We start from the raw sequence: 18,659 nt of genomic DNA on the forward strand, positions 1-18,659 counted from the left end.
ATTTTCATGCCCTGACCGACCACGAGGCGTAGGAGTACTTCCTTGGGACGCAGCACGCGAAGACGCCCCACGGGCGCACGGCGCGCGACCTTTGCAGCGGTCGCGCTGATGTTGGGCGGCGGCGGCCTGGTCGCGGCCAACGTCTATGCCTCGGCGACCGAAGACGGCGCGACGGACCCTGCCCGCACACTGTCCTCGCCGGCCGGCACGATCGACTGCCCGGACGTCGGCAGCGAACTGGCGGCCGTGCCGGACGCGGCGAAGGAGGACGTCGCCAAGGAACTGGCGCTCCTGGACCAGCAGATAGCCGACGCCTACCAGCGGCTGCAGGAGTCGGCCCGGGCCATCCAGCAGGACGCCGGCTTCGCCGACAGCGCGATCATGAATCCGCTGAAGGAGAAGCGGGCCGCGACGATCGAGCGGATCGCCATCGCGGTCGACCGCACGGGAGACCGGCCCCAGGGCCTGGAGTCCCTCGCCCCGTGCACCCTGCGTGCCGCCGACAACGGCACCGGTGACGACGGGAACGGCGATGCCCAGGACGGGGGCGGCGACAACCAGGACGGCGCGGACCAGGGCGACCAGGAGCCCGGCAACGGCGGACAGCCCGGCAACGGCGGGCAGGCGGGCAATGGCCCGGTCGCCGCGGACTACGTCGACATCACCGCCGTACAGCCGAACGTGTCCAGCCCGGCGCTCCAGAAGGGTGCCTCCCGGGGCACCTTCGCCACCAGCTGCGGCGTGAACGAGAACGGCCTGTTCAACTCCGACAACGTCATCGTCGCCCCCGGTGTCTCCAACGGCGCCCACCACTTCCACGACTACATCGGCAACCAGTCCAACGACGCCTTCGCGAGCGACGAGGACCTGGCGAACGCCGAGACGAGCTGCGTCGACCAGGGCGACAAGTCCACGTACTACTGGCCCGTGATCCGTCTCCAGAACGGCGCCCAGGAGCAGGACGCCAACTCGCCCGGCGGCGGCATCGAGGGCAACGCCGGTGAGATCGTCACCCCCAAGGAGGTGACCCTGAACTTCGTGGGCAACCCGCGCGGCAAGGTCACCGAGATGCCGCGCCTGCTGCGCATCATCACCGGTGACGCCAAGGCGTTCGTCAACGGCAACGCCAACGCCAACGCCTCGTGGAGCTGCACCGGCTTCGAGGACCGGCAGCTGAAGGACAAGTACCCGCTGTGCCCGCAGGGCAGCGACGTGGTGCGCACCTTCAAGTTCCAGAACTGCTGGGACGGTCAGAACATCGACAGCGCCAACCACCGCGCGCACGTGGCGTTCGCGGCCGCCGACGGCAGCTGCGCGAACGGCTTCAAGGCCATTCCGCAGCTGGTGCAGCGGATCGTGTACGACGTCGACGCGCCCAGCCTCCAGGACGGCGGGAAGACGACCCCGCTGTTCGCGGTGGACTCCTTCCCCGAGCAGCTGCACAAGCCGGTCACCGACCACGGCGACTTCATCAACGTCTTCGACGAGGACCTGATGGGGCAGATGGTCGACTGCATCAACCAGGGCCGCAAGTGCGGCGCCGGAGCCGACGACGGCGACGACCCGGGCCAGGAGGAGCCGACCCAGCAGCCGACCGAGGCTCCCACGACTGCGCCGCCGGGCGGCAACGACGAGCCGGAGCCGGGCGACGGGGGCGACAAGCCGACCGAGGCCCCGGCGACCGAACAGCCCGCGACCGACGAGCCCGCCACTGAGGCGCCCGCGGCCGACGATCCCAAGGCCGAGGCCCCCGAGCCCGACGCGCCCGAGCCGGCGAAGGACGACGAGCCCACCCTGTCGAGCACCGTGGCGCCCAAGGCCGACGGAACCCCGTCGGCCACCGCGGACGCCGACGCGCAACCACAGGACGGCTCGCAGGACGACGGCGCTGACGCGGGGAGCAGTCCCGCGCAGACCCAGCCCGCGGCGGTCGGCGAGGAGTCCGGCGGCGGTTCGGGTACGCAGCCGCAGGCGGTCGGGGGAGACCTCGCCGAGACGGGTACCACGCTGTGGCCGGCCGCCGCCGGCGCCGTGCTCCTCATGGCCGGCTTCCTGCTGCTCATGCGCACGAGGCGCCGTAGCGGCGCCTGATATCCGGACGTTCCATCGGGGCCCGGACCGGTTCACCGGTCGGGCCCCTTCTCCGGACGACAGGCCCTAGTCCACGATGGCGCCGCAGGAGATGTTCACGTCGGTCGCGGTGAGCGTGCGGGCCTGGTCGGAGGCGACGAAGGCGGCGACATCGCCGACGTCCGCGAGGGTCGCCGCACGCCCGAGCTGGGTCGCCCCGACGAGGCTGTCGCTGATCGCCTCCCGGCCGGGGAACCCGTCCGGGAGGGATTCCGGGACACCGCCGGACTTCAGGGTCACCACGCGGATGCCGTGCGGGCCCAGCTCGACGGCCCACTGGCGGCGCAGCCCCTCCAGCGCGTCCAGCGCGACCTTGAAGCCGCCGAGGCCGGGCAGCGTCTGCGGTCCACCACCGCCGAAGGCCAGGATCACTCCCGTGCCGCGCGCGGTCATGTGCCGGGCCGCCGCCCGGGTCGTCAGGAACTGGGAGCGCATCGCCGTCGCGATGGGCTGCAGGAAGTCCGCGACCGAGATCTCCATCAGCGGCTTCTGGACATCTCCGTATCCGATGGCGTTGAAGGAGACGTCGATGCGCCCCGCCCGTGCGGCGACGTCGTCGACGAAGGCGTTCACCGCCGTCTCGTCCAGCGCGTCCACCACGGCGGTCTCGGCCGCGCCGCCCGCGGCACGGATGCCCTCGGCCAGCTTGTCGAGCGGCGCCTCGGTGCGCCCGGCCAGGAAGACCCGCGCCCCCTCACCCGCGAAGGCACGCGCCGCCGCCCCGCCGACGGAATCGCCCGCGCCGTACACCACAGCGACCTTGTCCTTCAGCAGCGTGATCGATCTCCGTTCCGCTCGCCTGCCGGCTGACCGGCCGCGCGGAACGCGGCCCAGCCCTCATGGATACGTCGGAGCAGGGCGCCGGATCTCGACACACGCCGGGACCCCGGGGCACGGATCACGGGATCACGGCGTCGGGATGCCCGCAGGGCGCGCCGGGCGGCCGAGGCGGACCGGGACACCGGGGGAGTACAGGACGCTGACCGGGACGTCGCTCGGTGCGGGCAGCCCGGCCGCCGTCACGAGGTCCTCCTCGCAGGTGATCAGCTCCGCGCGGTGGAGCGGCCAGCGAGGGTGGTGGTTGGGCAGGTACGCCAGCGGCTCGGGCCCGCCGAAGAAGGCGTTGTGCATACCCCAGCGAGCGGTGAGGAAGTGCTCCAACTCGGTGGGTTCCTCGATGCGTTCACCGGTGCGCACGGTGATCCGGCTGGAAGCACCGCGCGGGCCCGGCCAGCGACGGGCGCTTGTGTACGTGACGGTGTCGCCGGCCGAGCGGACGGTCATCCGGGACCACAGGTACGGCAGCCGGAAGCCGACGCGCCCCATCACGACCGGGATCAGCCGCGAGGCGTCCATCGACCGGAACACGACGCCGCGCCGCCCGCGCGCGTCCACGGAGTACAGGCGGACATTGGTCTCGGGAAAGGTCCCGAGATACGGCACCCCTGGCAGCCGCAGCCAGCCGACCCGATGCATCCGGAAGGCGACGAGGCCGACGTACGTGACGCCGTCATGCGTGTCCGGAACGGTCCCCCTCGGCAACAGCCCGGCCACGACGTCCGGCTCGACGGCCCAGTGGATGAAGGTGAGGTCGAGCCACCGCTGGGTGAGGAGAGGGGTGCGTATGGGGGCGGGAGCGTCCGGGGTGACGGGAACGGGGTTCGGCACCACGTCAGGATGGCAGCCGCGGACAGCGGGCGGTGACACCGGTCAGATACCCGCGCAGCATGAGCTTGGCCTCGTCGAGGAGGCCCGGGTCGCCTTCGGGGTCGCGACGGAACGCCTCCTGGGAGAGCGCGTCGGCGGCGAGGACCGCGGCGTGGCAGGCACGGGCGAGCACCTCGTCGTCCCGGGCGACGCCGAGGGTCAGCAGGATGCGCCGGATGCCGTCCGCCATCCGGCGCTTGTGCTCACGGTCGGCCGCGCGGGTCCGCTCGGTCAGGGTGCTGCCGAACCACAGGGCCCTGAAACCGTGTTCGGTGCGGTAGATCGCGGCGTACGCGTCGATGAGCACGCCGACGGGGTCCTCCCACCGCTCGGCCGCCGCCACGCGGACCAAGTCGTCCATCGCCGCCTCCAGCCGGGCGAAGTAGCCGGCCGCGAGGGCGTCGATGATCGCGTCGCGGTCGGGCAGGTACTGGTACAGCGAACCGACCGAGACCTGCGCCTCCGCCGCGATCCGCGTCGTGGTCAGCGCCTGGACGCCCTCGCCGACCAGGACGCGCTCCGCGGCCTGCAGGACACGGGCCAGACGGGCCTTGCTGCGCGCCTGCTGGGGAGTGCGCCGCAGGGGAACGCGCCGGCTGCCGCCGCCGGGCTGCGCGGCGGGATCGCCCATGTACGGCCTCCGAACCTGAACGTGACTTTGTTTCAGGTTTACGTTACCGTCGCGTACATGACCGACTCAAGCTCGGCGCTGGGTCAGGAGCGCGCCGCCGTGGCCGCGGCGAGCCGCCGGCTCGGAGCCGAGGGGCTGCTCATCGGCACGGCAGGAAACGTCAGCATGCGGGTGGACGACCGCGTCGCGATCACCGCGACCGGCGCGGTGCTGGCCGAACTGACGGTCGACCAGGTGACCGTGGTGGACCTCGACGGAAAGGTCGTGGCCGGGACGCTCGCACCCACCTCGGAACTGGACCTGCACCTCGGCGTCTACCGCCGCTACGGCGCGGGCGCGGTCGTCCACACCCACGCGCCGATGGCGACCGCACTGTCCTGTGTGCTCGACGAACTGCCCTGCATCCACTACCAGTTGCTGACCCTGGGCGGCTCCGTGCGGGTCGCGCCGTATGCCACCTTCGGCACACCGGCGCTCGCCGAGTCCGTGCTGACGGCCCTGGAGGGCCGCAGCGCCGCCCTGATGGCCAGCCATGGCGCGCTCACGCACGGCCCGACGCTGGCCAAGGCGGTCGAGCACGCACTCCTCCTGGAGTGGGCGTGCGGTGTCTACCAGCACGCGGCCACCCTCGGAACGCCTCGCGTCCTCGACGAACACCAGCAACTCGCGGTCATCGAGGCCGCGCTCGCCCGGAACTACGGCACCACCCACCCCGTACCACCCGTGCAGGAGGGAAACCGATGAAGGTCGTCACGCTGGGCGTGCATGTGCTGGACGTGCTGGTGCGGCCGGTCGAGGCCATACCCGAGGGCCAGGGCGCGACGCTGGTCGAGGACATCAGGATGACCGCCGCGGGCACGGCCGGCGGAACCGCGCTCACCCTCGCCAGACTCGGCGCCGCCGTCAGCAGCGCCGGGGCGATCGGGACCGACCCCACCGGGGACATGCTCGTCCAACTCCTGGGCGCGGCAGGCATCGACACCCGGTTCCTCGTCCGCCGCACGGACACCCCGACCTCCGCGAGCGTCCTCCCCATCCGCCCCAACGGCGACCGGCCCTCACTCCACCTGCTCGGCGCCAACATCACCTACGGCCCCGACGACGTGCCCTGGGACGCGCTCGCCGAAGCGACCCACCTCCACCTCGGCGGCCCCGAGCTGATCGGCGTCGACACCGCCATGCGCATCCTGTCGTACGCCAAGGAGCACGGCGTCGTCACCTCGGTGGACCTTCTCGCACCGGGCGCCCTCGGCAGTTTCGAGCAGATCGAAGCGGCGCTGCCGTATGTGGACCACATGCTGCCCAACGAGGACCAGGTCCTCGGCTTCACCGGTGAGGACGACCTCGTCACGGGCGCGAAGAAGCTCCTCGCCGCCGGAGCCGGCCTGGTCGCGGTCACCCGCGGCGGCGACGGTGCCCTGCTGGTGACCCAGGACGGCACCGAGAGGGTCCCCGCCTTCGCGATCGACGTCGTGGACACCACCGGCTGCGGCGACGCCTTCTCGGCCGGCTTCGTACGCGGCATGGGCCTGGGCCGCACCCCGTACGACTCCGCGGTCCTCGGCTCCGCGGCGGCGGCACTGGTGGCCCAGGGCCTCGGCAGCGATCATGGGGACTTCGACCTCACCGCCGCCGACGCCTTCGCCGCGACGCACGAGGCTCGCGTCTGAGTGAGGGAGAGGGGAGGCAGGAGCGGGGTGACCGACTTCGATTCCGGCGAGCGGCAGATCTGGGCGGGCCGAGGGGCCGCGTACGCCGACAGCTATGCCAGGTTGTGCGCCTATCCGGTGCCGCGGTTGCTTGACGCCGTTCATGTTCGGCCGGGCACGCGGGTGCTGGACGTGGGGACGGGGCCGGGGACGGTCGCCGCCGCCGCGGGTGCCCGTGGCGCGAGGGTCACGGCCGTGGACGCCGAGCCCAGCATGGTCGAGCTGGCGGCGCAGGCCGCACCGGCGGCCGACGTGCGCGTGGCCGTCCTGCCCGAGCTCCCGTTCAGCGACGGGGAGTTCGACGCCGTCGTGGCCAACTTCGTGCTCAACCACGTGGGTCGACCCAAGGCCGCTCTCACCGAACTGCGCCGTGTCCTCAGGCCGAACGGCCGGATCGCGCTGACGATCTGGGCTGCGCCACCGGCGCCCGGCCAGGCTCTGCTCGGCCGCGCGATCCAAGCCGCGGGCGCGGTGCGTCCCCCGGACATGCCCGCCGGATTGGCCCCCGAGGACGACTTCTCCCGCGACGAGAGCGGCATGACCGGCCTGATGGCCGCGGCCGGGCTGCGTGAGGCGGTCTGCGAGACCTTGCGCTGGGACCACCACGCCGACGCCGCGGAGTGGTGGCGTGGTCCTGCGGCCGGCGTGGCGACCGGCGGTCGGATCGTGCAGAGCCAGACGCCTGAAGTGCGCGCGGAGATCAAGTATCACTTCGATCTCCTCAGCGCCGAGTTCGCCGATGAGCGCGGTCTGCTGGCGTTGCCGCACGCGGCCCTGCTCGGTCTTGCGCGCCGCTGACAGGGTGCGCCCCGATCTCCACGGGCGTCGGTCAGCCACTGCGTCACCGTTCGGGTATCGCGTGTCCGTTCGTGCGATAACGCGGTCGGCCGATGCCGCACCGGTCGACCTGGAGTTTCTCGGCGTAGCCGACGCGGAGTCAGGGCATCTCTGAGTAAGGCATCGCATCGCCCGCGTCCAGGCGAGGAGGCAAGCGCAACTCGACCGACACGAACGGAATCTCAAGACGCGAGGGACAAGTTCAGCGAATGTCCGGTGGATTCTTGCATGTGCCGACGTGGGCGCAGTCCGTGGTGCTGGCCGGAGGATTTCTCGCATTCGGAGTGAGCGGCCTGCTCGCCCGCCCCTGGATCTGTCGGAGCTTCGCCGACGACCCCGACCACAATGAGCGGGTCACCTTCCTGGTCGAGGTCGTGGGGGTCTTCTACGCCTTGCTGGTCGGACTGGTCGCGGTCGGCGCGTACGACCACTACGTGGAGGTGAAGCGGCTGGTGAACCAGGAGGCGTCACAGCTCACCACCGTCTACCGCGCCGCGCAGTCCTTTCCCAACAGCCGCCGGTGCAGACTCCAGTCGCAGATACGCAATTACGCCGAGAACGTGATCGACGACGTCTGGCCGAAGCAGAAACAGGGCGAGATCGAGGAGGACCAGGGCAGGCTGGACGCCGTGTTCGAGTCGCTCATGTTCTACGAGCCCCGGAACGCCCAGGAGTCGAATGCGCAGTCCGTCACCCTGGAAGCCTTCAACGACTACAACAACCTTCGCCGTCAGCGGCAGGGAGAGGTGGAGATCGGTTTGCTGCCCGTTCTCTATGTGGTCCTCTTTCTCGGCGCCACGGTGACCATAGCCGCGACCTGGGCGCTCGTCGGCGTCAGACTGATCGACCACCTGGCCATCACCGGCCTCCTGTCGCTCTTCATCGGCGTCTTCCTGTCCCTGATCGTCGCCCTGGACTTCCCCCTCCAGGACAGCAACTCGATCCCGCCGAAACCCTGGGCGGTCGCGCTCACGAAGGGAATGGGGGTTCCCGCCCCGGGTGAGAAACAGGTCGGCACCTACTTCGGAGCGTCAACGGCGGACCGGGTCCCGGGCTGTCTGCTGAACGTGTCCGACTACGTGTCGTTCGCCAGCTCGGAGCAACTCCCCGAGTGAGGAAGGTCCGGTGCGCGATCGGCGATGCGCCCGAGCGGCACGGGCGGCTGACCCGTGCGGCGTTGGCGGGAACCCTGGCCGCCTTGCTCGCCCTCGGCCCGGCCGCCTGCGCGGACCGCTCCCCGGACACGGAAGGTACGACGGTCACGGTGGCGGCGGTCGACTTCATGCGCACCATGGACAAGCTCGTCGACGACTTCGAGCTGAGCCACCCGGACACGCACGTGAACTTCGTGTTCCTGCCCGAGAACACGCTGCGCGCCAGAGTCCCGAAGGACATCGCCTCCGAGGCCGGCCGGTACGACGTCGTCGCCATCGGCCCGTACGAGGCACCGATCTGGGCGTCACGAGGCTGGCTGACCCGACTCGACCGCTATGCGGGCCAGGGCGACTACGACATGCGGGACTTCATCCCCACCGTGCGCAGGTCCCTGGCGTACGACGGCGGTCAGTACGCGGTGCCGTACTACGGCGAGTCGTCCTTCCTGATGTACCGCAAAGACCTCTTCGCGAAGGCCGGACTGACCATGCCGGAGCGCCCGAGCTGGCAGCAGATCGCCCGGCTGGCGAAGAGACTCCACGACCCCGAGAACGGCGTCGCCGGGATCTGCCTGCGCGGCGGCCCCGGCTGGGGGAACCTGCTGATGCCCTTGAACACGGTGATCCTGACCTTCGGCGGCCGCTGGTACGACGAGCACTGGAACCCCCGGCTCACGTCCCCCGAAACGAAGCACGCGGTGCGCTTCTACGTGGACCTGGTCCGCCGGTACGGCCAACCCCGGGCCGCCGAGGCCGGGCCCGCCGAGTGCCTGTCGACGATGCGGCAGGGCAAGGCGGCGATGTGGTACGACAGCACCGCCCTCGCAGGCAGTCTCGAGGACCCGAAGACCAGCGAGGTCGCCGGCAGGCTCGGCTACGCCCCCGCCCCGGTGGAGTGCACCGCGAGCTCCGGATGGCTGTGGGCCTGGTCGCTGGCGATCCCGGTCACGGCGAAGGATCCGCAGGCCGCGTGGGAGTTCGTCTCCTGGGCGACGTCCAAGAGATACCCGAAGCTCTACGGCGAGAGGCTCGGCTGGGTCCGCGTGCCGCCCGGCGGCCGACTGTCCACGTACCGGTTGCCCGAGTACCAGGACGCCACGCAGGCGTTCGTCCGACCGGCGCTGGACGCCCTCGACGCGGTGAACCCCCGGCACCCGGGGACACACGAGCAGCCGTGGGTCGGGATGTCGTACGTCGGCATCCCGGAGTACGCGGGCCTGGGCAACCGCGTCTCCGCCGAGATCTCCGCGGCGATCGCCGGCCGCCAGTCCGTCGACGAGGCGCTGGCCAAGGCCCAGATCTTCGCGAGGGACGTGGTCGAGGGCGGCGGATACCGGAAGTAGGCAACGGGAGGAGCCGGTCCCGCTGCCGGGCGTCAACCCACGCTCTGGCTAACCGTGCAGCTCGCGGTAGGCGGCGACCGCCCCGGGGTGCAGGGGCACCACGCCGGTGGAGATCAGGCTGCGGGCGTCGAGGAACTGGGTGCCGAGGGCCGTGGTGGGGACGAGCCGGGTGGCGCGGCGCACCAGGACGTGGGTGAGGGCGGCGGCGACGGGCGCCGGCAGGTCGGGGCGGCACAGGAGCAGGTTGGCGACGCCGATGGTGGTCACCTCGGGCGTTCCGCGGTACGCCCCGGCCGGCACCGTCACCGGCTCCACACCCGAGGCGAAGAGTCCCGCGTCGGCGCGCAGTCGGGGCAGGAGGTCGGCCAGCGGCAGGAGGCGGATGCCGGGGCGGGTGTCGAGGCCGGAGAGCGCCGGCAGGGGTAGGCCGCCCGACAGCAGCAGGGCGTCGATCGAGCCGTCCCGCATGGCGCGTACCGCTTGGGGCAGCAGCAGATGGCGGACACGGACGTCGGCGCCCGGGGTCAGGCCCGCGGCACGCAGCAGCCGGTCGCCGAGGACGGCACCGCCGGATGCGGGCGCGCCCAGCGAGACGGTGCGCCCGGCCAGGTCGGCGACGGTGGGGATCCGCGCGTCGGCGCGCACGGCCAGCTGAAGGTAGTTCTCGTAGACCCGGCCGATGGCACGCAGCGGGACCCGGCTGCCGAACGGCGCCGAGCCGCCGTACGCGGCCCCCGCGATGTCGGCCAGTGCCAGCGCCACGTCGGCCCGGCGTGCTCGAAGCAGCCGGATGTTGGCCACGCTGGCCTCGCTGTTGATCACCTCGCAGGACAACTGGGGGTAGGCCGCCGTGACCTGGTCGGCGAGCAGCCGGCCGAAGGCCGCGTAGAAGTTGCCGGACTCGCCGGTCGCGATGCGCAGCCTGCCCCTCGGACCGCGGTCCGTATGGCGGGCGTCGGCCGTCGCGGCGACGGCGAGCAGTGCGGTGCACCCTGCGCCGAGGGCGGCGCGCAGCGCGGTGCGGCGGGCGGCGCCGGTCATGCCGTGAGCCCCTTCGGACCGGACGCCCCGTGCTCGGCGCGGGGCAGCAGGACGCGGACCCGCAGGCCGTGCGGCTCGGCCGCCGCGAACTCGATGCGCCCGCCCCGGCCGGCCACCAGCCGCTCGGCGATCGCCAGTCCGAGGCCGCTGCCGCGCACCGCGCGGTGGCGCTCCGAGCGCCAGAAGCGGGTACCGGCCCGGGGGAGTTCGCCGGTTGCGAGGCCGGGGCCGTCGTCCCGCACCTCGAACACAGCGTCCGGCCCCTCGGTGAAGCAGCGCGTCTCGACGCGGGCACCGCTCCCGGCGTACTTGATCGCGTTGTCCAGCAGGATGTCGGCCACCTGAGCCAGTTCGCCCTCCGTGCAGGACGTGAGGACGGCGGGGCCGGGGGAGAACTCCAGACGGATTCCGGCCCGTTCGGCCAGCGGCTGCCACAGCTGCACCTGGGCTGCGGCCACCGCCGTCGCGTCGCAGGACGCCTCCGGTGTGTCCGTCACGGCCAGTTCGCCGGCGCGGTGTTCGGCGTGGGCGAGGGCGAGCAGGTCGTCGAGGAGACGCTCCATGCGTTCGAGTTCGGAGGTCACGCCCGTGTACGTGCGCGTGGCGGAGTCGGGCAGACGGGGCTGGAGGGAGTCGATGCGCAGGCGCAGCGCGGCGAGCGGGTTGCGCAGCTGGTGCGAGGTGTCGGCGACCAGACGGCGCTGCTGTTCCAGTGCGGTGGTCACGGTGTCGGCCATGCGGTTGAAGCCGGTGGCGAGCTGGCGCAGCTCGGGCGGGCCGCCCTCCCGGGCGTGCTCGGCGGGCAGCCCGGCCGCCAGTGCGCCGACCGCGTGGTCCAGGCGATGCAGCGGGCGTACGACCCACCGCGTCGCGGCGCGGGCGAGCAGCAGACAGGCCACGGCGAACAGGCCCGCGCCGGCCAGGACGAGGGCCCAGCGCAGGGCGATGTCGTCGGCGGCGGCCCGCACCGAGGCCCGCAGCACCACGGCGCCGGACACCCGGGTGCCGGTGCCCACCGGACGGGCGAGCAGTTTGTCGCCGCGTGACCAGGGGCGCAGTGTGCCCCCGGGCGAGACGGGCTGGTTGCGCAGTGCCGCGTCGACGAGACGGGCGACGGCCGGGTCGGCGGCGTGCATGCCGCCGGTCTGCGCCACCGGGGCACGGTGGGCGTCGACGACCACGACCGCCTCGCCGTACAACTCGGCGTACCGGGTGACCTCGGCGGTCAGCGCGCCGGTGTCGCCGCTCCCGGCGGCCTGCTCGGCCAGCCCCGCGAAACGGTCGAGGTCGGCGGTGCGGGCCGCGACGAGCTGCTCGGTGCGCTGGGTGGCGGTGACGCCCAGCAGCGGGACGGCGAAGCCGGCCACCGCGAGCACGGCGAAGGCCAGGACGACGGTCAGTACCCGGGTACGCATAAGGGTGCCCTGGCCGCCTCAGCCGCCGAAGCGGTAGCCGAAGCCGCGGATCGTGGTCAGCACCTCGGGACGGCCGATCTTGGCCCGCAGCTGGGTGAGATGGACGTCGAGCGAGCGGGACACCGCCAGGTAGGCGTCGCCCCACACCTCGTCCATCAGCTGCTGGCGGCTGACCGCCGTACCGGCCCTGGTCGCCAGCGCGGCGAGGACCGCGAACTCCTTGGTGGTCAGCCGCACTTCGGCCCCGCCGACCGTGACCCGGCGCGCGTCGAGGTCGACCTCGACGTCCTCGGCGCGGACCGTGCGCGGCGCCGGAGCGGCGGCTGTCGCGGCGGGCGCGGCGGCGCGGCGGGTGACGGCCTCGATACGGGCCAGCAGCTCGGCCAGCCGTACCGGCTTGACGAGGTAGTCGTCGGCGCCCAGCCGCAGGCCGCGCACCACCGACCGCTCGTCGCCCCGCGCGGTGAGCACCACCACCGGAAGGCCGCTCACCGCGCGCAGCTTGCGCAGCACCTCCAGGCCGTCGAGATCGGGCAGCCCGAGGTCGAGCAGCAGCAGGTCGGCCCGCCGGTGGCGGACGAGGACCTCCTCGCCTCGCCGCACCCGGGTGGGCAGATGACCGTGCTCGTACAGGGCCTCGCTGAGGGCGTCGGCCACCCCGTCGTCGTCCTCGGCCAGCAGCACGCGCACGGTCGCCTCCCTTCCGTCAGTGGTCGCGGGTCTCGGTCTCCAGCGGCGATCCGTCGGACGTCTCGCGCATCCGAATGTAGACGAGCAGCGAAATCAGGACACAGGCGGTGACGTAGTAGAAGTACCAGCTCTCGTGACCGGCGTTCTTGAACCACAGAGCCACGTACTCGGCCGTCCCGCCGAACACGGCCACGGTCAGGGCGTACGGCAGGCCGACACCCAGCGCCCGGATCGAGGTCGGGAACAGCTCCGCCTTCACCACCGCGCTGATCGAGGTGTACAGGGAACTGACCGCCAGCGGCCCGACCATGAGCAGGAACGCGTACACGGGATCGCTGGTGTGCGACAGCAGTGTCAGCGAGGGCACCACGACCACGGCGCCGAGCACGCCGAACGCGATCAGCATCGGACGGCGCCCCACCCGGTCGGACAGCAATCCCATCACCGGCTGGAGCACCACGAACACCAGCAGCGCGAAGAAGTTGATCCAGGCCGCCGTCGGCTTGGCGATGCCGCTGGTGTTGACCATGAACTTCTGCAGGTACGTGGTGTACGTGTAGAAGAACAGCGTGCCGCCCATCGTCAGCCCGACGACGACCAGGCACTGCCGGGGATACGACAGCAGCATCCGCAGACTGCCGCGCGCGGGCCCATCGCCCTTGCCGCCGTCTCCCTCGGCCGCCGCACGCTCGAAGCTCTCCGACTCGTCCATGCCGCGCCGCAGCCACAGCACGACGATCGCCCCCGCCGCACCGACGACGAACGCGACCCGCCAGCCCCACGCCTCCATCTGCGCGGCGCTGAGCACCTGCTGGAGGACGATCTGCAGGCCGAGCGCGGTCAGCTGGCCGGCGATGAGCGTGACGTACTGGAAGCTGGAGTAGTAGCCGCGCCGGCCGGGCGAGGCCACCTCCGACATATAGGTGGCCGACGTCGAGTACTCACCGCCGACCGACAGGCCCTGGAGCAGTCGCGCGGTCACCAGCAGCACCGGCGCGGCGACCCCGATCGAGCCGTACGACGGGGTCAGCGCGACGATCAGCGAACCGGCCGCCATGAGCGTCACCGACAGCGTCAGCGCCGAGCGCCGGCCGTGGCGGTCGGCGTAGCGGCCGAGCACCCAGCCGCCGATCGGGCGCATCAGGAAGCCGACTGCGAACACCGCGGCGGTGTTCAGCAGCTGCGCGGTCTGGTCGCCGGACGGAAAGAACGCGGCGGCGAAGTACACGCTGAACGCGGTGTACGCGTACCAGTCGTACCACTCGATCAAGTTGCCGATCGATCCGCGCACGATGTTGCTGACGACCCTGCGCTCACCGCGGCGCGACTCCTGCGCGCTCACGGGCGTGGTCTGAGTGGCCATCGAAAACTCCCTTGTCTGCGGCCCGGGAGCACACAGGGTCGACGGCGCGACAGGGCCGTTCAACAGCCCGGACGAAGTCCTAACAGTCCCTTAGGGCTGAGGCGGCGGAGGTTGCGGGGCGGCGGAGGTCGCGTGGTGGCGTCGGGGTAGGGGGATATCCCCGTCGTGTTCCCGGCACGTTGACAGGCATCTGCCGACATGTTGCTATAAGCGCTGCTCAGCACGCCTGCGTCGCCTCGCAGGCCGCTCGGGCACCGGATCGACGGCCGCCCGACCGAGGGCGGCGGCGCCCAGAGCCCAGAGCGAGGACCCATGCCGCAGCGTGCCGCGACCATCGTCGGCGGCGGGATCGGCGGTCTCGCGGCGGCCATCGCCCTGCACCGCCGGGGCTGGCGCGTCGAGGTGCTGGAACGGGCCCCGGAGTTCACCGAGATCGGCGCCGGCATCTCCCTGTGGCCGAACGCGCTGCGTGCCCTGGAGGTGCTCGGCCTGGCCGACGCCGTCCGGGCACTCGGCGCCGCCGAGGCCACCGGCGGGGTACGCGACCGGCAGGGCCGCTGGCTGTCCCGCACCGACAACGCGGAACTGACGCGCCGGTTCGGCCATCCCCTGGTGGTCCTGCACCGCGCGGACCTGTTGCGGGCGCTCACCGAGGCGCTGCCCGCCGACAGCCTGCGGTCGGGCAGCGAGGTGTCCGCCCTCCGCGACGACGACCGCGGTGCGATCGTCGAACATGGTGGGGGCGAGTCCCGGGCGGACCTCGTGATCGGCGCCGACGGCCTGCGCAGCGTGGTCCGCCGAGCCCTGTGGCCCGCCGCGGCAGGCCCGCGGTACGCCGGTTACACCGCCTGGCGCATGGTCACCGAGCCGCTCGCCGCCCCGCCCGCCGAGGGCGCCGCGATCTGGGGCCGCGGCGAGAGGTTCGGCTACACGGCGTTGCCGGGCGGGCGGATGTACTGCTTCGCGACCGCGTCGCTTCCGGCGGGAACGGTCTCCGGCACGTCCGAACACGCCGAACTGCTCCGCCGCTTCGGCTCCTGGCCCGACCCCGTCCCCGCCCTGCTGGCCGCCGTCCCCGTGGACGCGGTGCTCCGGCACGACCTGTACGACCTGCCGCCGCTGCCCACCTTCGCCCGCGGCCGGGTCGCGCTGCTGGGCGACGCGGCCCATGCCATGACCCCCAATCTGGGCCAGGGCGCGTGCCAGGCGCTGGAGGACGCGGTCACCCTCGCCCACTGCCTCGACGGGACCCCGGACGTCACCGCCGCGCTCCACTCGTACGACCTGCTGCGCCGCCCGAGGACCCAGGCCGTCGCGCGTCGCTCCGCCCGGCTCGGGACGGTCGCCCAGCTGTCGTGGCCGCCCGCGGCGCTGCTGCGCGACATGGCGGCCCGGCTGACGCCGGCGCGGGCGACGCTGCGGTCCATGACGCCGGTCCTCGGCTGGACCCCGCCCGGAGCCGCGGTGACCCGGTGACCACGACACGGAGCGAGAACCACTGATGCCGGACTGGACGTATCACCCGCTGCGCGGCGCGGCCGCCGCCGTCCTCGGCGAGCGCCGTTCGCACCGCACCGCACTGCGGCTCCTGGCCTCGATCGGCTCCCGGCCCGCCGGTGCACGGCTGATCGCCCGGGGATTCGGCCACCGCCATCCGCCGCAGCGGCTCGCCGGTGACCTGGCCGGCGTGCCCGTGACCGTCCGACTGGGCATATCCGTCCCGCCCTCGCTCGCCCGCGACACGATCCGCGCCATGCCCCCGCTCGGGGCCGGCGTCGTAGAGGTGTCCCCCGTCTCGGCCGCCGATGTGGAGACCGTACGGGAGGCTGCCGCCGGACGCTCGATCCCCGTGGTCGTCCGCGCCCGCGACGCGGAGACAGAGGCCGCGCTCAAGCCCCATATCGACGGCTTCACCAGCGGCGACGACCCGCACGTGGTCCGCGTGTCCGACCCCTCGGTCACCGCCGCCGCAGCCGCGATCGAGGAGCCGGACACCGTCGTACTCGCCCGGCCCGACGTGCTCGTCGCGGCCGGACCCGGCTGGTTCGCACGGGTCACCGAGGCCGCCACGCCCACGGCGCCCGCTCCGGGCCTGCGGGACCTCGGCCTCGATCCGCGCCGCTGGCCCGCCTGGTGGTGGGCGCTGCTCGTCGGGCTCGGTATGACGGCCGCCGGACTCGGTGCCGCGGTGATCACACTCGGGCCGGTACTGCTCTGGTACGACCGTGACTACCTCGGCATGACGCTGCACGAACTGCACGCCGCCAACCACCACCTCGTGCACTTCCTCCAGCACGACCGGATCACCATGGCCGGCACCATGGTGGCGATCGGCGCCCTCTACACCGGTCTCGCCGTGGGCGGTATCAGACGCGGCTGGCCCTGGGCCCGCGAGGTGTACCTGATCTCCGGGGCGATCGGCTTCCCCACCTTGTTCTACTTCCTGGCCACCGGCTTCCTGGAACCCCTGCACACGGCCATCGCCATCGTGCTGTTCCCGATGTTCCTGGCCGCGGTCCGCCGGACCCCGCACACACCGCGCTGGCAGCCGGCACCCGAGGGGCCGGAGCCGGAACGGCGGCGGGCGCTGGTCGGCCAACTGCTGCTGATCGTCACCGGAGCGGGGCTGTTCGCCGGCGGAGCGGTGATCTCCGTCGTCGGCCTGACCGGTGTCTTCGTACCCACCGACCTGACCTTCCTGGGCGCCGACGCACAGACCCTCGAAGCCGTGAACCCCCGGCTCGTGCCCTTCGTCGCCCACGACCGCGCCGGGTTCGGCGGCGCGCTGATGTCCGCCGCGGTGGCGATCACCCTGCTCAGCGCGTGGGGCTGGCGGCGGGGCGAGACCTGGGTGTTCTGGACGCTGACCGCGGCCGCGGCCGCCGGCTTCCTCCCGGCGGTCGTGGTGCACACCGTGATCCACTACACGGACTTCATCCACCTCGCGCCGGTCTACCTCGGCATCGCCCTGACCGGTACCGGCCTTGTGCTCGCGCGTCCCTACCTGTGTGCCAAGGTGTCGAGGGGGCCGACAGACTGACACCGCCGCGGCACGCGGCTGAAGGGAGACGGATGCGGTCCGGACGAGTTGAGGACCCGGCGGACGCCGCGGACCTTCGCGCACGGCTGCGGCACGTCTACTGGATCGGCGGCGGGAGCGGCGCCGGTAAGTCGACGATCGCCCGTCGGCTCGCGGACCGCTACGGGTGGCGTCTCTACGCGACCGACGACGTGATGGGCGATCACGCCCGGCGGACCACGCCCCAGGAGGCTCCCTTCCTGCACGAGTTCACGGCCATGGACATGGACGAGCGATGGGTGAACCGGTCTCCGGAGATCATGCTGGAGACGTTCCACTGGTTCAGGGGCGAGGGATTCGGTCTGATCGTCGAAGACCTCCTCCGTCTGCCGCGGGAGCCGTGCGTCGTCGTCGAGGGCTTCCGGCTGCTGCCGCACCTCGTGAAACCTCTGCTCGCCGCCCCCGAACACGCCGTCTGGCTCCTGCCCACACCTGAGTTCCGCCAGGCCGCCTTCCGGAGTCGCGCCGCAGCGGGGGAGGGGTTCGTCCGGAACACCAGCGATCCAGCGAAGGCCGGCCGCAACCTCGCCGAACGCGACCACATGTTCACAAGTCGCCTCCAAGCGGAAGTCGAGCACCTCCGACTGCCCGCACTCCAGGTCGAAACCACGACGACGGAAGATGCTCTCGCCGAGCGGGTGGCCGCGTTGTTCAACGCCGCGATCGCCACCCGACGTGTGCCGCGGACACCCACCCGAAAGGAAAGGCATCCATGACCGAATGGCAGCTGACCCGGACGTTCTCCAGCACATCCGGTGATGTGCGCTGGGACCGGCTGGGACCCGAAGCCGGCCGGCAGCCTGTCGTACTGTTGCACGGCACGCCGTTCTCCTCCTTCGTCTGGCGCGCCATCTCCCGTTCGCTCGCACGTGACCACCAGGTGTTCGTCTGGGACATGCCCGGCTACGGGATGTCGGACAAGTCCGCGGACCAGGATGTGTCCCTGGCCGCCCAGGGCCGGATCTTCACCGAGCTGCTGAGCCACTGGGGGCTGGACGAACCGCTCGTGGTCGCCCATGACTTCGGCGGCGCCGTCGCACTGCGGGCGCATCTGCTGCACGGCGCCCGCTACCGGGCTCTGGCTCTGGTCGATCCGGTCGCGCTGGCACCGTGGGGGTCCCCGTTCTTCCGGCTCGTCCGTGAGCACGCCGAGGTCTTCGAGCAGTTGCCGCCACCACTGCACCGAGCCCTCGTCCGTGAATACGTCACCTCCGCGAGCAGCCCGGGCCTGCACCCGGCCGTCCTCGACCGGCTCGTCGAGCCCTGGCTCGGCGACCCCGGCCAAGCGGCCTTCTACCGGCAGATCGCCCAGGCCGACCAGCGCTACACCGACGAGGTCCAGGGCCGGTACGCCGAGATCGCCGTGCCGACGCTGATCTGCTGGGGCCGGAACGACACCTGGATTCCCGCGGAGAAGGGGGCGGAACTCGCCGCCCTGATCCCGGGGGCGCGGCTGGAGCCGATCGCCGACGCGGGCCACCTCGTCCAGGAGGACGCCCCCGCGGAACTGACGGCCGTTCTCCTCGATTTCCTCCAACGGCAGCACTGAGCAAGTGAGTT

17 protein-coding genes are annotated in these 18,659 nt (G+C 72.2%); 10 read left to right on the plus strand and 7 right to left on the minus strand.

Annotation, left to right across the window (positions count from 1 at the left end):
• The first annotated feature begins 42 nt into the window (after nucleotides 1-42).
• Complete coding sequence (locus ADK36_RS36290) at nucleotides 43-2,091, plus strand: DUF1996 domain-containing protein (RefSeq protein WP_425315457.1); 2,049 nt, start codon at nucleotides 43-45, stop codon at nucleotides 2,089-2,091.
• A gap of 66 nt (nucleotides 2,092-2,157) precedes the next feature.
• Here ADK36_RS36290 and ADK36_RS36295 read toward each other — a convergent pair whose 3' ends face one another.
• The 3 genes from ADK36_RS36295 to ADK36_RS36305 all read right to left on the minus strand — a co-directional run bounded on the left by ADK36_RS36295 (nucleotide 2,158) and on the right by ADK36_RS36305 (nucleotide 4,468).
• Nucleotides 2,158-2,883: an SDR family NAD(P)-dependent oxidoreductase gene (locus ADK36_RS36295; protein WP_234330015.1), complete on the minus strand. Its 726-nt coding sequence runs from the start codon at nucleotides 2,881-2,883 to the stop codon at nucleotides 2,158-2,160.
• A gap of 153 nt (nucleotides 2,884-3,036) precedes the next feature.
• On the minus strand, nucleotides 3,037-3,798 hold the full coding sequence (locus ADK36_RS36300; protein WP_053200647.1) for a YqjF family protein: 762 nt from the start codon (nucleotides 3,796-3,798) through the stop codon (nucleotides 3,037-3,039).
• Between the two features lie 4 nt (nucleotides 3,799-3,802).
• Nucleotides 3,803-4,468: a TetR family transcriptional regulator gene (locus ADK36_RS36305; protein WP_048582659.1), complete on the minus strand. Its 666-nt coding sequence runs from the start codon at nucleotides 4,466-4,468 to the stop codon at nucleotides 3,803-3,805.
• A gap of 57 nt (nucleotides 4,469-4,525) precedes the next feature.
• On the opposite strand from ADK36_RS36305, the gene ADK36_RS36310 reads away from it, so the two are divergent.
• The 5 genes from ADK36_RS36310 to ADK36_RS36330 all read left to right on the plus strand — a co-directional run bounded on the left by ADK36_RS36310 (nucleotide 4,526) and on the right by ADK36_RS36330 (nucleotide 9,511).
• Entirely contained in the window at nucleotides 4,526-5,212 is a 687-nt protein-coding gene (locus ADK36_RS36310) for a class II aldolase/adducin family protein (RefSeq protein WP_048582660.1), read from the plus strand.
• Complete coding sequence (locus tag ADK36_RS36315; RefSeq protein ID WP_053200623.1) at nucleotides 5,209-6,138, plus strand: carbohydrate kinase family protein; 930 nt, start codon at nucleotides 5,209-5,211, stop codon at nucleotides 6,136-6,138. Before ADK36_RS36310 ends, ADK36_RS36315 begins: the two co-directional genes overlap by 4 nt.
• A 27-nt stretch (nucleotides 6,139-6,165) precedes the next feature.
• A complete protein-coding gene (locus ADK36_RS36320) occupies nucleotides 6,166-6,975 on the plus strand; it encodes a class I SAM-dependent methyltransferase (RefSeq protein ID WP_048582662.1) in 810 nt (269 codons plus the stop codon).
• A 248-nt stretch (nucleotides 6,976-7,223) separates the two neighbouring features.
• Nucleotides 7,224-8,129: a DUF4239 domain-containing protein gene (locus ADK36_RS36325; RefSeq protein ID WP_048582663.1), complete on the plus strand. Its 906-nt coding sequence runs from the start codon at nucleotides 7,224-7,226 to the stop codon at nucleotides 8,127-8,129.
• Nucleotides 8,126-9,511, plus strand: a complete 1,386-nt coding sequence (locus tag ADK36_RS36330) for an ABC transporter substrate-binding protein (RefSeq protein WP_234330016.1) — start codon at nucleotides 8,126-8,128, stop codon at nucleotides 9,509-9,511. Before ADK36_RS36325 ends, ADK36_RS36330 begins: the two co-directional genes overlap by 4 nt.
• Nucleotides 9,512-9,559: 48 nt before the next feature.
• On the opposite strand, the gene ADK36_RS36335 is transcribed toward ADK36_RS36330, so the two are convergent.
• The 4 genes from ADK36_RS36335 to ADK36_RS36350 are packed head-to-tail and all read right to left on the minus strand — an operon-like array spanning nucleotide 9,560 to nucleotide 14,020.
• Nucleotides 9,560-10,552, minus strand: coding sequence for a TAXI family TRAP transporter solute-binding subunit (locus ADK36_RS36335; RefSeq protein WP_053200625.1), 993 nt, complete (start codon nucleotides 10,550-10,552; stop codon nucleotides 9,560-9,562).
• Nucleotides 10,549-11,967, minus strand: coding sequence for a sensor histidine kinase (locus tag ADK36_RS36340; RefSeq protein WP_053200627.1), 1,419 nt, complete (start codon nucleotides 11,965-11,967; stop codon nucleotides 10,549-10,551). The genes ADK36_RS36335 and ADK36_RS36340 overlap by 4 nt, the downstream gene beginning before the upstream one ends.
• Nucleotides 11,968-11,985: 18 nt before the next feature.
• On the minus strand, nucleotides 11,986-12,657 hold the full coding sequence (locus tag ADK36_RS36345) for a response regulator transcription factor (protein ID WP_048582666.1): 672 nt from the start codon (nucleotides 12,655-12,657) through the stop codon (nucleotides 11,986-11,988).
• A gap of 16 nt (nucleotides 12,658-12,673) precedes the next feature.
• A complete protein-coding gene (locus ADK36_RS36350; RefSeq protein WP_048582667.1) occupies nucleotides 12,674-14,020 on the minus strand; it encodes an MFS transporter in 1,347 nt (448 codons plus the stop codon).
• Nucleotides 14,021-14,332: 312 nt separating this feature from the next.
• On the opposite strand from ADK36_RS36350, the gene ADK36_RS36355 reads away from it, so the two are divergent.
• Genes ADK36_RS36355 through ADK36_RS36370 form a run of 4 tightly spaced genes read left to right on the plus strand, consistent with a single transcriptional unit; the run spans nucleotide 14,333 to nucleotide 18,648 of the window.
• Nucleotides 14,333-15,496, plus strand: coding sequence for an FAD-dependent monooxygenase (locus ADK36_RS36355; protein ID WP_048582668.1), 1,164 nt, complete (start codon nucleotides 14,333-14,335; stop codon nucleotides 15,494-15,496).
• Between the two features lie 25 nt (nucleotides 15,497-15,521).
• A complete protein-coding gene (locus ADK36_RS36360) occupies nucleotides 15,522-17,060 on the plus strand; it encodes a hypothetical protein (RefSeq protein ID WP_053200630.1) in 1,539 nt (512 codons plus the stop codon).
• A gap of 32 nt (nucleotides 17,061-17,092) precedes the next feature.
• Nucleotides 17,093-17,815, plus strand: a complete 723-nt coding sequence (locus ADK36_RS36365; RefSeq protein WP_234330017.1) for a hypothetical protein — start codon at nucleotides 17,093-17,095, stop codon at nucleotides 17,813-17,815.
• Complete coding sequence (locus tag ADK36_RS36370; RefSeq protein WP_048582670.1) at nucleotides 17,812-18,648, plus strand: alpha/beta fold hydrolase; 837 nt, start codon at nucleotides 17,812-17,814, stop codon at nucleotides 18,646-18,648. Before ADK36_RS36365 ends, ADK36_RS36370 begins: the two co-directional genes overlap by 4 nt.
• Nucleotides 18,649-18,659 lie beyond the last annotated feature (11 nt).

Source organism: Streptomyces viridochromogenes (assembly GCF_001270495.1).
In the GTDB taxonomy this organism is placed as follows: Bacteria; Actinomycetota; Actinomycetes; order Streptomycetales; family Streptomycetaceae; genus Streptomyces; species Streptomyces viridochromogenes_A.